Raw genomic sequence first — 12,620 nt, forward strand, 5'->3', positions numbered from 1 at the left:
ATGTCGTCGCGACAGATCATGCGCGTTTCACACCATGACCGATTCATGTCGCAACGGGCCCACCATGGCGGAGGAGCCTTAACGCAAAGTGACTCGCGCGCGGAAATGATCCGGAAATTTACCAAAAATTTTGCGGGCTTGCGCGGAACGGCCGGGTGGCGCGGGCTGGGTTCAGCCCACCACCTGTTCGACGCAGCTGCCGGTTTCCTTGTCCCATGTATAGCCATCCGCGCAGGAGGCGGTCTTTTGTTCATGGGGGCAGGTGTAGCTCTGAGCCAGAGCAGGGCCGCCCAGCGGGGCGAGGAGGGCGAGGAGGAATAGAGTGCGTTTCAACATGAAAATCTCCCGAAAGCATGAGCCTCCAGGAGATCATATCATAGAATCACGAGATTTCTCAGTGTCGGCTGCCCCGGGCGGCGTGTCTTCGCCCGGGGCGCACAGTTATGCGCCACACATCAGCAGACACCGGGCCGGCGTGGTTGCGCCGAAGACCCGCTTGAAGCTCCGGCGCAATTATGCGCCGAAGACCCGCTTGAAGATCGTGTCGACATGTTTGGTGTGATAGTCCATGTCGAATTTCGCCTTGATCCCGTCTTCGCCAAGCGCCGCCACGACATCCTTGTCGGCCAGCAGCTGTTCCTGGAAATCGACGCGGTCTTCCCAGACCTTGAGAGCGTTGCGCTGGACCATGGAATAGGCGTCCTCGCGCGACACGCCGGCCTGGGTCAGCGCCAGGAGCACGCGTTGCGACATCACCAGACCCGGGAATTTGTTCATGTTGTCGAGCATGTTCTCCGGGAAGATCAGCATTTTCTCGACCACGCCGGCGAGGCGGTTGAGGGCAAAGTCCAAGGTCACGGTGGCATCCGGCCCGATGCCGCGCTCGACGGAGCTGTGCGAAATGTCGCGCTCGTGCCAAAGCGCCACGTTTTCCATCGCCGGGATCACGGTCATGCGCACCAGACGCGCCAGACCGGTGAGGTTTTCGGTCAGGACCGGGTTTTTCTTGTGCGGCATGGCGGACGAGCCTTTTTGCCCCATGGAGAAGAACTCGGCGCCTTCCAGAACTTCGGTACGCTGCATGTGACGGATCTCGATGGCGATATTCTCGATCGAGGAGGCGATGACCCCCAGCGTGGCAAAGAACATGGCGTGGCGGTCGCGCGGGATCACCTGGGTCGAGATCGGTTCGGGCTTGAGCCCCATTTTCTCGCAGACATGTTCCTCGACCGCCGGATCGATATTGGCAAATGTGCCGACCGCGCCGGAGATCGCACCGGTGGCAATCTCTTCCTTGGCGGCCTCGAGACGCGCCTTGTTGCGGTCCATTTCGGCATAGAAGCGGGCGAATGTCAGCCCCATGGTGGTCGGCTCTGCGTGGATGCCGTGGGAGCGGCCGACGCGCACGGTCATCTTGTGTTCCATGGCGCGGGTTTTCAGCGCGGCCAGAACCTTGTCGAGATCGGTCAGAAGGAGGTCGGCGGCGCGCACCAGCTGCACGTTGAGGCAGGTGTCCAGCACGTCGGAGCTGGTCATCCCCTGATGCACGAAGCGGGCCTCTTCGGAGCCGACATGCTCGGCCAGATGGGTGAGAAAGGCGATGACGTCATGTTTGGTGACGGCCTCGATCTCGTCGATGCGGGCGACGTCAAACTCGACATCCTTGGCTTTCCAGACCGCATCCGCGTTTTCCTGCGGGATCACGCCAAGCTTGGCCTGGGCGTCACAGGCATGCGCCTCGATCTCGTACCAGATTTTGAACTTGGTGGCGGGTTCCCAGATGTCGACCATCTCTTTGCGGGCATAACGGGGGATCATCGGCAGGCCTTTCGATTACAAACGCGTCGCGGCTCTCTTACGGGGAAGGGGGGCGCTGCGCAAGCCTGAGCCACGCCCGGCCTTCCGCCAAGCCTTCCGCTCGGTCAACCGTCAAAAAGCTTTGGAGCAGGAACGGAAAGTGGTAGTTTGATCATATTGGTTAATATCATTCCGCATAGGTGAGGAAATCCGGTGTTCGATTTTGGCGATCCGGAGATAACGTCGATGGCCCTCGAACTGCATGGCCGTGTCGCGGCGTCCGGCGTGTTGATCTACCGTGCGATTCCGAGCGAGGCCGGGGTCTTGCTCAAGGTTCTGGCGGCGACCAACCAACCGGTCGCGCACCGGCTCGACAATGTGCTTTTGCCAGAGAACACGATCGGCAATCTGGTGATGGAATTGAACCGCGAGATTGTCATCAATGACACGCTGACCCATCCTTTGGTCAAGGATTCAGGAGCGGTGTCGATCATGGGGATCATGGCCTATATCGGTGTGCCCGCGCGCCTCGACGGGCGGCCTTTCGGTGGCGTTTCCGTGGTCGATCAGCATCGGCGGCACTGGACCGAGGCGGAGGTCCTGGCGACCCGTGTCGCCGCGGCGCAGCTCGAGGCGCTGGCCCTTGAGCGGCGCAACGCAATGCCATAGGCCTGTCTTTGAGGGCGTGCGCCCGGAAAAAGGACAGGCGATGATCGGACTGCGGGATTTTATCGGGCTTTGGAAGCTGGACCGGGTGATTGACGATGCTTTGGCCGGGGCCGAGGCGCGGCTCACGGGCAGCTGTCGGTTCACCGCTGATCCGGAGGACGCGGGTACGCTGATCCAGGAGGAAAAGGGCCTCTTGCAGATGCCGGGGCTTGTGCGACCGGTGACGGCGGAACGGCGCTATCTCTGGCGGGCGCAAGGCGCTGACATATCTGTTTTTTTCGAGGATGAGCGGGTCTTTCACAGCTTCGACCCGAACCGGCCCGATCCGGCGGCCGAGCACGATTGTGCCCCTGACCGCTATGCCGTGCGCTATGATTTCTCCGCCTGGCCGGTCTGGTCGGCGGTGTGGACGGTGAAAGGTCCGCGCAAGGCGTACGTGAGCCGGACGCGCTACACGCCGCAACAGCTCGGAGACCTCAGCGGCTGAACAGCATCCGCATCACTGCGTGGCGGAGCGGATCGTTGGTGATCAGTACCAGGAGCAGCGCCACGAGACCGCCGATGCGAAACCAGAAAAGCCCGTCGATGAAGCGGGCGAAAGTGGATGTCCGGACGCGCTGAGCGTCATGCTCCGGGGGGCTCTGTCGTGCCAAGGCTCAGATCCTGATGAGGTGTCGCAATTCGAGCGCCGTCGCGATGAAATCTTCCCGGAGTGCGTCCCAGGCCGGCGCGATCCCCCCGGCAGATGAAATCATCAGCCCCAGGGCACCGGCGATCAGCAGGAGATGAAAGACATTCATCTGGTCCTGCTCGCGGCGCCCGCGTGTGGACCATTGGCCGCGCAGCATGGCGAAAATCCGCAGCTTCGATCCCAGGAGCAGGCGCAGCGGCAAGGGCACGCGTTTGATGGTCTCGCGCTCAATACGGGCGCGCTCTTGCCCGGTGAACCGGCCTTCGAGATAGCGCAGCTCGTGTTTCTGGCTTTCCGAGATATGGGGCTTGGCCTTGAGGGCCGCGATCCGTGCCCGCGTGCGCCGCGCATTTGGCGGCAGGAAGAAATGCCGCAGATATTGCGATTTCTCCGCCGTGCGGAATGTTTCGCGTTGGCGCGTCACGCTGCGCGCGACCCGGCGATTGTCCGGATGGCGGCTGTCGAGCGGGTGATAGGATTTTGAAAAGCCGAACATGGCGATCTCGTCTCGAGGCAACGGGGTGTCCTGTCGACCGGGGCCGACGGATTACTGTTAACCGCGGGACAAGGCGGGAATGGGGCAGGATCGGGATGATTTTCGATCGCGCTGTTCTCAGCCGTCGCAGGCGCATCCCGGGGCCTTGTGGCAGGTGTAGCTGCGGCTGATGCAGCTGTCGCCGCAGGCCTTGCCCTTTTTGCAGACCTTGCAACAGGCGGCGAGATAGAGCCGCGTGTCGCCGTTCGAAGTACTGACGAGTGCCTGCCAGAGATCGGTCGAGCGATCGGTGGGGACGGCGGCGGGAGCCCGTCCGATGGGGGTGCCGTCGGCGGCGAGCGCGGCGGGCAAGGCGAGAGACAGGCTCAGGCTGAGCGCGAGAAAGACGGGTTTCATCTAATGGGTCCGGTTTTGAAATCTGACCCATGTTAAGAAAGGTAAATGCCTCTGGGAAGGCGAAACCGCGTTTATGTCAGGCGTGTGCCGTGAAATCCCCCCTTGGCCACCTCGGTGCAGAGATCGACCCAGTCGCACCCGGCACAGGCGTTTCGGATCTCGCCGGTGGCGAAGGCGCTTCGAAGCCGGGTGAGGTACGCCTCGGTCAGGCTCAGCCGGGCGCCAGGGGCAATGTCGCGCCCCAGCAGCGCGGCGACATCACGCGCCGCCATGGCATCACGCGACAGCACCGAGGCGCCGTGGCAATGTTCGCGATGATCGCAGGCGATGGGCGCACAGATGTCGTCGGGGCCGGTGGTGATCTCGATCTCCTCGCCGGCGTTGAGACGGGGGGTGATCCCGTCGTAATTCTCCACGAAGCCGGGGGAATAACCCTTGCCGACATAGGTGAGCATGCACAGGAGGTGATGGGCGCGGAGGCGGATGGTCATGAAGGGCTTTGGAGCGCAGGGCGGATCACAGACATTGCGCCTGGACGGTCCAGCGTGCCTCGGGAACACCGCTGACCATTGAGAGCACGTCACTTCCCGGGGCGATGGCCGGACCATTGATCTGACATTGGGTCATGCCACGGACCAGGCTGACGGCAAGCCCGGCTTGCTGTGCTGCCGGGATCGTCGTCGGTGCTCCGCGCTTGCCCATGAAGAAGACGAGATAGCTCACTGTCCCCGTCGTTGCCTTGCCGGCGCGTTTGATTTCGACCGTCTCACCATTAACCCGCGCGGTACCGCCGGAGCGGCTGGTCTCATAGAGCATGTTAAATGTCGTCGTTGCCGCGGTCGGCGCCGCCTGCGCCAGAAGGGGCGCAGAGACCGTGACCGGGCCGGGCAGGGGGGCTGAGGTGGTGACGGGATTCGCCGGGGCGGGCACGTAGGGGGCTGGGATGATATTGAGCGGGCCAGTGCTTGCTGGCGTGCTCGCGGACAGGCTCGCATCTCCGTCGCCCGCCTGATGGATGCCAGAGGCATAGGGGTTTGCGGTCTTGTAGCTTTCATAATCCGGAGTGACATCGCCGCAGGCGCTCAGCGCCAGGAGCGCAATCGGAGAAAGGGCTTTGAAACTCAAATGCATAGAGGAAATCCTTTGGAATATTCGTGCTCAGCGTAGGGCAGCGGTCGGGACGAATCAAGGGTACCACCGCGTTCTGCGGATTGTTGTGGACAGCTAGGGGCGCGCGGCTGCGGATTGGGTCGCGGTCGCTTGGAAAACGGCCGGGTCTTCGATGTCGCTGCTCATGTGAACTCTGTTCTTGGAGAAGCGATCCTTTTGGTGTCGGACCCGAATGCGGCTGTGCGGGACGAAGGGGCGTTCGGCTGGTGAAGCGGTAGCCGTGACAAGCCTGCGGGGATAGGTAGGCGCGACGGCTTCGCCTTGTTCCGCACCGGAAGGCGAATGTCCCCAAAGGCCTCAAACCAGCCCTTCCTGGGCTGAGCAAGGGCAAGGAGCGCACAAAAGAAAAGGGCCCCCGAAGGCGCCCTTTCCGTAGTCGTGCAACTTCTGCCGCTTAGCAGGAGTAGTACATCTTGTATTCCACCGGGTGCGGGGTGTGCTCGTAGGCGTAAACCTCTTCCCATTTGAGGTCCATGTAGCCCTCGATCTGGTCTTTGGTGAACACGTCGCCTGCGGTGAGGAAGTCCATGTCTTTTTCGAGCTCTTCGAGCGCTTCACGCAAGCTTGCGCAAACGGTCGGGATCTCGGCCAGTTCTTCCGGCGGCAGATCGTAGAGGTCTTTGTCGGAAGCGGCGCCCGGATCGATCTTGTTCTTGATGCCGTCGAGGCCAGCCATCAACAGGGCGGCGAAGCACAGGTACGGGTTCGAGGACGGATCGGGGAAGCGGGCTTCCACACGTTTCGCTTTCGGGGATTCGGCCCACGGAATACGCACGCAGCCAGAGCGGTTACGGGCGGAATACGCACGCAGAACCGGAGCTTCGAAGCCCGGGATCAGACGCTTGTAGGAGTTGGTGGACGGGTTGGTGAAGGCATTGAGCGCTTTCGCGTGCTTCAGGATGCCGCCGATGAACCACAGGGCCTCATCCGAGAGATCGGCATATTTGTCGCCTGCAAACAGCGGCTTGCCGTCTTTCCAGATCGACATGTTCACGTGCATGCCGGTGCCGTTGTCGCCGGCGATCGGCTTCGGCATGAAGGTCGCCGATTTGCCATAGGCCTGAGCCACGTTGTGGATCACGTATTTGTATTTCTGCAGGTGGTCGGCTTGCTCGGTCAGCGTGCCGAAGATCAGGCCAAGCTCGTGCTGACAGGAGGCCACCTCGTGGTGGTGCTTGTCCACTTTCATGCCCATGTTGGCCATGGTGGTGAGCATTTCACCGCGGATGTCCTGACCGTCGTCGATCGGGTTCACGGGGAAATAGCCGCCCTTGACGCCCGGACGGTGGCCGGTGTTGCCCATTTCGTATTCGGTGTCGGTGTTCCAGGAGGCGTCGAGCGCGTCGACCTGGTAGGACACTTTGTTCATCTCGACGGAGTAGCGCACGTCGTCGAAGAGGAAGAATTCGGCTTCCGGACCACAGTAGAACGCGTCACCGATGCCGGAGGATTTGAGATAGGCCTCGGCGCGCTGGGCACAGCCGCGCGGGTCACGCTCGTAGCTCTCGCCGGTGTCGGGCTCGACCACGGTGCAGTGCACGCAGATGGTTTTCTCGGCGTAGAACGGGTCGATATAGGCCGAAGACGCATCCGGGATCAGCTTCATGTCGGATTCATCGATGGATTTCCAGCCAGCGATGGAGGAGCCGTCGAACATGAAACCTTCTTCGAAGAAGTCTTCATCCACTTCGGTGTGGCGCAGCGTCACGTGCTGCAGCTTGCCGCGCGGATCGGTGAACCGCACGTCAACATATTGGACGTCTTCGTCCTTCATGGTCTTGAGAACGTCTTGGATGCTCATTTGTGACCTTGTCCCTTTGGTTAAGTAACTAACATTTGGCGAAAGACGCGGCGGTGAAGCGGGCCCACCGCGGCGTCCTGCGCCTCCCTTAAAGCGCGTCTTCGCCAGACTCGCCTGTCCGAATGCGGATGGCCTGTTCGACCGGGGAGACGAAGATCTTGCCGTCGCCGATCTTGTCGGTCTTGGCGGCGGCAACGATGGCCTCGATGGCCCCGTCGACCTGATCGTCGCTCAGCACGACCTCGATCTTCACCTTCGGCAGGAAGTCCACGACATATTCTGCACCGCGGTACAGTTCCGTGTGGCCTTTTTGACGGCCGAAGCCCTTGACCTCGACGACGGAAAGCCCTTGCACGCCAATTTCCTGCAGCGCCTCTTTCACTTCGTCGAGCTTGAAAGGTTTGATGATCGCTTCGATCTTTTTCATGGACCTTCGACTCCCTAAACTTTGTTTGCTGACTGTGAGATCATTTCTCTTATCGGGTCACAATCGACTAACCTGAGGCCGTGACAAACGCCCACAGGATTCGCATATGTCTGCATAATATTTGTGCGATGCGGTTTTAAAAAGTGCGTTTTGAAAACTTTTGAGGCGAAACATGGCAGAATTGCTGACCAGTGCACAAATGCGCGCCATTCCTCCCGCGTCTTCGGGCACGGTCGCAACAGATGAGCGGAGATCAAAACGATGAGCGAGCTTCTGACAGCCGCACAGATGCGCGCCATTGAACAGGCCGCGATTGCGAGCGGCGAGGTCACCGGGCTTGAGCTGATGGAACGCGCCGGCCGCGGGGTGGTCGAAGCCGTCATGGAAGAATGGCCCGAGCTGGCGCAATCCTCCTACAAGGCCGTCGTGCTTTGCGGTCCCGGCAACAACGGCGGCGATGGTTTCGTGGTGGCCCGGCTGCTGAAACAGCGCGGCTGGGAGGTAGAGGTGTTTCTCTATGGCGACCCCGACAAACTGCCGCCAGATGCCAAGGCGAATTATGAGCGGTGGTGCGGGATGGGGGAGGTCCGGAATCTCTCCCTTAAATCTCTGAAAGAGGCGACACCTCGCCCCGCCGATCTCTGCGTTGATGCGCTTTTCGGAACCGGGCTGACGCGCCCCTTGGAGGGGGAGCTGTTCGACATCGTCTCCGCCATATCCACCGGGAATGGCGATTTCTTTGATCAACGCCTTGTCAGCATTGACGCCCCCAGCGGCCTGTGTCTCGACAGTGGCCGCGTTCTGCGGCAGCCTCCGTCGCAAGCTGCCATGAAACTCGCAGAGATATCCGGTCAAAAGGCCGAAGGTCCGGCACCGTTTTCGGATCTCTTCGCGAGACTTACGGTGGCCTTCGATTCACCCAAGCTTGGACATTATCTGGCCGACGGATCGGCGGTCTGTGGCAAACTGGTTGTGAAAGACATCGGTCTGATCAACTGGCGCTGCCTCCAAAGCCCGGCAAAAGCGAATGCAAAGACGCTAAACTTCATTGCCAGCGGCAGAGGTGTCCTGCGCCGTCCCGAGGTGAGGCTTGTCGAGCGCGAAAACCAAGTCGTGGATCTGCGTTGGTTTACATCGGGCCTGTTCGTGGGGCTTGAGAAGTTCTTCCCGTCTCATAAATCCCACAAATACGCTCACGGCCACGCTCTGATCCTTTCCGGCCTTTCCGGCAGGACCGGTGCCGCGCGTCTCGCCGCTCGGGCGGCTTTGCGCGTGGGGGCGGGGCTTGTGACGCTCGGTGTGCCGCACGAGGCGGTCACCGAGGTTGCGGCCCATATCACCGCCGTGATGCTCACCGAGATCGACACCCCGGAAATCTTATCCCGTGTGCTCACCGACGAACGCCTCAATGCGCTCTGCATCGGTCCCGGTTTCGGCGTTGTGCGCGCGGCGGAATTCCTGCCCGATGTGCTCGCTGCCAAACGCACCACCGTGCTCGACGCCGATGCGCTCACGGCGCTTTCCGAAAGCGAGATGGGCTTTGCCGATCTGCATGACAAATGCGTGCTCACGCCCCATGCGGGCGAGTTCAAACGGCTTTTCCCGGACATTGCGGCGCGTCTCGCCGAGCCGCCCGTCAAAGGCCCGGCCTATAGCAAGGTCGACGCCACCCGAGAGGCCGCCAAACGGGCGGGCTGTGTCGTGCTGTTCAAAGGCCCGGATACGGTGATCGCCTCGCCCAATGGCCGCTGTTCCGTCCATGCCGCCACCTATGAGCGTGCCGCGCCCTGGCTGGCCACGGCCGGCTCCGGCGATGTGCTCTCCGGGCTGATCACCGGGCTGATGGCGCGTGGCTTTGCGCCGCATCACGCCGCCGAGACCGCCGCCTGGCTTCATACCGAGGCCGCCCGCAGTTTCGGACCCGGGCTGATTGCCGAGGATCTGCCGGAGGAGTTGCCGAAGGTGTTTCGGGCGCTGGGGATCTAGGTCTTCTGTGAGCCCCTTTGGGGGCGCGGGGCAAGGCAACGCCGCCGCGCCTGTGCCTGCCCGTGTCACGCCGGGGGCGTGCTGCCAGCACGACCGGGCTGGCGCATTCTGAGCGGGTCCTGAGCTCATATGATGGTTGTATTTGGCACCATAAACTGCATCGCACAATCGTCGGAGCACCACCCCAGGGGCAGGCTTGTCACGGCTCTGTGCCTGGCCGCCAATGTCAGCGGCGTCCTGCAAAGCCGAGCCTCTCAGCACATGCAAAAGCCGCCCGGTGAGGCGGCGTTCCATCTTTCGAGACCGATGCGCAAATGTCACGCGGCGAAGGGCAATCCGCTCTCGCTCATCACCTGAATCCCGTCAGCATAGACCACTTCTTCGCGATCGAACACCAGTTTGAAGTGTTTCGGTGCGGTGGAATCGATGTTGCGCAGGGTGCGCATGCCGGCGCGCGTGATCACCCGGTCCCCCGGCTCGAGATATTCGACAGGCAGGATGCCATCCGCGGTCATGACCTGGGTGCCAAGGGGCAAGCCCTTGTCATGCTTGGGTAAAATGTCTCGCACGCGGAGCCGTTTCGACGGGTTTCGCCCGCCGTCATGCTCAAAACCGTGCCCGCTGCCTTTATAGGTCATGTCAGGGCCTCTAGATGGATCTGCCTCAGTATTTTCTTAAGAATATGGCAAGAATTCGTTAACGGGTAGAATTTTCTTGGGCGCGGGCGAAGGCCGGCGTGTCTGTGTGGCCAATTGCCCCTTTTCGATCCGGGATTGTTTTGCTATGCGGAGCGCCACGCGGGTGTGGCGAAATTGGTAGACGCACCAGATTTAGGTTCTGGCGCCGCAAGGCGTGGGGGTTCAAGTCCCTCCACCCGCACCACTTTGATTTTTCTTGATAAAAGTTGATTTCGGGTGGGGCTTTCGACTCGCGCCTTTACCGGGTTTGGCAGTCTGTTAGCACATTCACGTTTCGCTTTGTTCTGTCCCCGAGTCATCTGGGCTCGTTTCGAGGCCGCTTTCTGGCTCGCCCTTGCGGTATGTTTTTGCACCATCGAGCGTGTTTTGTGCCCGGTGACGGATTGGATGTCGCTCAGACCCACACCTGCGTCCGCGCGCTGCGTGGCCGCTGTGTCGCGCCATCCCTGCGGAACCAGACGGCTCTCGCCGGACATCACGCCAATTGTCTCGCGCACCTCCTCAACACATTTCTGGACCTGACGCTTTCCGATATGTTGGGTAAGGATCTTTGCGAGAATGTATTGGCCATTCTTTGGCTCTGACTTGAGAAAATCCTGAAGGCGAGACGGGCAATGGACTTGGATATTGGCGCCGCTTTTCTCCTGCACGACCTTCACATATTCGCCGTCGAAATCATCCCATTTCATGGCAATGCAGTCTCCGAGGCGCTGGCCGGTTCCAATGGCCAGCTCGTAGACGACACGAGCAGTGCCGTGCGGATCACAGGCGCTCTCGAAGGCTCTGAGCTTTGGCTCTGGCCAAGGCTCGTATTCGCCACCGGTCAGCTTCTCGATGTTGGTGACGGGATTGCGGTCAATCCATTCCAGATCGACGGCATGGCGCATCAGGATGGCCAGGACCGCGGTGCGTTCGTTCGCCTTGGACCAGGTGTCTTGTAACGCGTCACGGGCCTGGATCGCGAGTTTGCGCCGAAAAGAGCACACGTCTTTCACACCGTTTTTTTCACGGATCGCATTCACAATGCCGCCTGTAATTGGCGGCGGTTCCGGGGCAACCCAACGCTTTCGGCCCTTCCAGACATCGATCATACCGAGCTTCACTGCGCTGCGGTTTCACCAAGCCGACCATTTCGGCAAGAAGCAATATTCCTAACGCCCAAGCTCCGCTGGGCGGGCGACACAGACGTTCATCGGTCTAGGCTTCGGATTATTCATGAGCTTCGGAAATTGGCTTTGCGTCACGCCCCTCGCCGATAAACAGCACCATCACACCCGCCACGACCGCCAACCACAGCGATCCGATCCAGAGCAGGCGATAGCCCATGGTCGTGTCGAAGACATAGCCCCCGAGATAGGCGCCGAGTGCGCCGCCGATGGCGTGCCCGGCAGAGATCATACCCATGGCGAGGCCCATGCTGCGCAGGCCGACATGGCTGGCCACCAGGCTCGCGGTCACCGGCACGGTGGCGTAATCCACCGCGCCAAACAGGATACCAAAGAGAAACAGCGTCTCGATGGAACTGCCGGGCATGTTGACCAGCAGGAGGAAGGCCAGCGCGCGCAACAGATAGATGCCGGCCAGCAGCCGCCCCCGGTTGACCCGGTCACTCAGCCATCCCGCAGCGATCATCCCGATCAGGTTCACCGCCGACAGCAACCCGTAGGCGCCGGCGCTCGGCACCGGACCGAAGCCACAGAAGGCGGCGAAAGGCAGCAGGTGGGTTTCGATCACGCCCGTCGTGGTGAAACCGCAGATCAGAAAGCTCCAGAACAGCAGGTGAAAGGTGGGGCGGCGCAGCACGGTCCGGAGATCGTGGGTCAGGCCCGGCCCCGTGCCCAGGGTGCGCCCCATTGCCTTTGCGCCTCCAGCATCTTTCAGGCTCCGACACACACAGGGGATCAGCACCAAACAAGCAAGCGCCAGAACCGCGAAGCTCCAGCGCCAACTTGCAATGGCCATGAGGCTGGCGATGAGCGGCAGGATCAGAAACTGACCGCCGGTCGCACCCGAGGTCGCCACCCCGGTGGCGAGCCCCGCGCGGGCGGTGAAGGACCGCGCCACCGCCGTGGCGACCACATGGGTGGCGACGATCCCGAAGCCCAGGGCTGCGAAGCCGGCAAACCCGAGCATGAACATCGCCTGGCCAGTCATGGCCGCGACGAGGGCACAGCCAATGCAAAGCAGTCCGAGGCCCAGATTGAGCGTGAAACGCGGCCCCTTGCGATTGACGAGCCTGCCGGCAAAGGGCGCGACCAGTGCCATCACGATCAGCGCCGAGGCACCGACCCCGGAGATGAAGCGGCTCGACCAGCCGAACTCGGCCTGCCAGACCGGCATGATCAGCCCCAGCGCCGCGCGGGCTGAGAAGGCGAGCGACAGGGCGGCGAAGCCGAACAGGACGATGGTCCAGCTCAGGCGGGGCGGGGGGGAGCGGTCGATCTGTGTCATGCGGCTTCGATAGCCCCGGATCGGCCGCCGCGCATAAC

At 61.6% G+C, this 12,620-nt stretch carries 15 protein-coding genes, 1 tRNA gene and 1 pseudogene; 5 read left to right on the forward strand and 12 right to left on the reverse strand.

Annotated elements, in window-relative coordinates; genetic code table 11:
• Window positions 1–171: 171 nt before the first annotated feature.
• Complete coding sequence (locus BM151_RS21545) at window positions 172–336, reverse strand: hypothetical protein (RefSeq protein ID WP_177213000.1); 165 nt, start codon at window positions 334–336, stop codon at window positions 172–174.
• Between the two features lie 177 nt (window positions 337–513).
• Window positions 514–1,818: an adenylosuccinate lyase gene (gene purB, locus BM151_RS02350; protein WP_090056676.1), complete on the reverse strand. Its 1,305-nt coding sequence runs from the start codon at window positions 1,816–1,818 to the stop codon at window positions 514–516.
• Window positions 1,819–2,043: 225 nt separating this feature from the next.
• Between purB and BM151_RS02355 the strand changes: the two genes are divergently transcribed.
• The gene (locus tag BM151_RS02355; RefSeq protein WP_143093019.1) at window positions 2,044–2,466 is read left to right on the forward strand and encodes a GAF domain-containing protein; all 423 of its coding nucleotides are present in this window, start codon (window positions 2,044–2,046) and stop codon (window positions 2,464–2,466) included.
• A 40-nt stretch (window positions 2,467–2,506) separates the two neighbouring features.
• Entirely contained in the window at window positions 2,507–2,953 is a 447-nt protein-coding gene (locus tag BM151_RS02360; RefSeq protein ID WP_090056683.1) for a DUF6314 family protein, read from the forward strand.
• On the opposite strand, the gene BM151_RS21550 is transcribed toward BM151_RS02360, so the two are convergent.
• The 7 genes from BM151_RS21550 to BM151_RS02390 form a co-directional block, all read right to left on the reverse strand.
• Window positions 2,943–3,119, reverse strand: coding sequence for a hypothetical protein (locus tag BM151_RS21550; protein ID WP_177213001.1), 177 nt, complete (start codon window positions 3,117–3,119; stop codon window positions 2,943–2,945). The genes BM151_RS02360 and BM151_RS21550 overlap by 11 nt on opposite strands.
• 3 nt (window positions 3,120–3,122) lie before the next feature.
• Window positions 3,123–3,653, reverse strand: coding sequence for a hypothetical protein (locus tag BM151_RS02365; RefSeq protein WP_090056687.1), 531 nt, complete (start codon window positions 3,651–3,653; stop codon window positions 3,123–3,125).
• A 117-nt stretch (window positions 3,654–3,770) separates the two neighbouring features.
• Window positions 3,771–4,049: a hypothetical protein gene (locus BM151_RS02370; protein ID WP_090056690.1), complete on the reverse strand. Its 279-nt coding sequence runs from the start codon at window positions 4,047–4,049 to the stop codon at window positions 3,771–3,773.
• Between the two features lie 71 nt (window positions 4,050–4,120).
• On the reverse strand, window positions 4,121–4,540 hold the full coding sequence (locus BM151_RS02375; protein ID WP_090056694.1) for a DUF1284 domain-containing protein: 420 nt from the start codon (window positions 4,538–4,540) through the stop codon (window positions 4,121–4,123).
• Window positions 4,541–4,565: 25 nt separating this feature from the next.
• Window positions 4,566–5,180 carry a hypothetical protein gene (locus BM151_RS02380; RefSeq protein WP_090056698.1) on the reverse strand — a complete coding sequence of 205 codons (615 nt, stop codon included), beginning with the start codon at window positions 5,178–5,180 and terminating at the stop codon, window positions 4,566–4,568.
• Between the two features lie 433 nt (window positions 5,181–5,613).
• A complete protein-coding gene (gene glnA / locus BM151_RS02385; protein WP_090056702.1) occupies window positions 5,614–7,020 on the reverse strand; it encodes a type I glutamate--ammonia ligase in 1,407 nt (468 codons plus the stop codon).
• Between the two features lie 88 nt (window positions 7,021–7,108).
• Window positions 7,109–7,447, reverse strand: coding sequence for a P-II family nitrogen regulator (locus BM151_RS02390; protein WP_090056705.1), 339 nt, complete (start codon window positions 7,445–7,447; stop codon window positions 7,109–7,111).
• 261 nt (window positions 7,448–7,708) lie between these two features.
• Here BM151_RS02390 and BM151_RS02395 point away from each other — a divergent pair, with 261 nt between their 5' ends.
• Window positions 7,709–9,433: an NAD(P)H-hydrate dehydratase gene (locus BM151_RS02395; protein WP_090056709.1), complete on the forward strand. Its 1,725-nt coding sequence runs from the start codon at window positions 7,709–7,711 to the stop codon at window positions 9,431–9,433.
• 317 nt (window positions 9,434–9,750) lie between these two features.
• Here the strand turns inward: BM151_RS02395 and BM151_RS02400 are convergent, their stop codons facing one another.
• Entirely contained in the window at window positions 9,751–10,071 is a 321-nt protein-coding gene (locus BM151_RS02400; RefSeq protein ID WP_090056713.1) for a Hint domain-containing protein, read from the reverse strand.
• Between the two features lie 159 nt (window positions 10,072–10,230).
• Here BM151_RS02400 and BM151_RS02405 point away from each other — a divergent pair.
• Window positions 10,231–10,315 (forward strand) — tRNA-Leu (locus tag BM151_RS02405).
• A gap of 205 nt (window positions 10,316–10,520) precedes the next feature.
• On the opposite strand, the pseudogene BM151_RS21995 reads toward BM151_RS02405, so the two are convergent.
• Window positions 10,521–10,820 (reverse strand): annotated as a pseudogene (locus BM151_RS21995) (integrase); the annotation flags it as partial.
• On the opposite strand from BM151_RS21995, the gene BM151_RS21795 reads away from it, so the two are divergent.
• On the forward strand, window positions 10,746–11,072 hold the full coding sequence (locus BM151_RS21795; RefSeq protein ID WP_245781070.1) for a hypothetical protein: 327 nt from the start codon (window positions 10,746–10,748) through the stop codon (window positions 11,070–11,072). The pseudogene BM151_RS21995 and the gene BM151_RS21795 sit on opposite strands and share 75 nt — an antisense overlap.
• Before the next feature lie 268 nt (window positions 11,073–11,340).
• Here the strand turns inward: BM151_RS21795 and BM151_RS02415 are convergent, their stop codons facing one another.
• Entirely contained in the window at window positions 11,341–12,582 is a 1,242-nt protein-coding gene (locus tag BM151_RS02415; protein WP_090056716.1) for an MFS transporter, read from the reverse strand.
• Between the last annotated feature and the right edge of the window lie 38 nt (window positions 12,583–12,620).

The sequence above is a fragment of the Celeribacter neptunius genome, from assembly GCF_900113955.1.
GTDB lineage: Bacteria > Pseudomonadota > Alphaproteobacteria > Rhodobacterales > Rhodobacteraceae > Celeribacter > Celeribacter neptunius.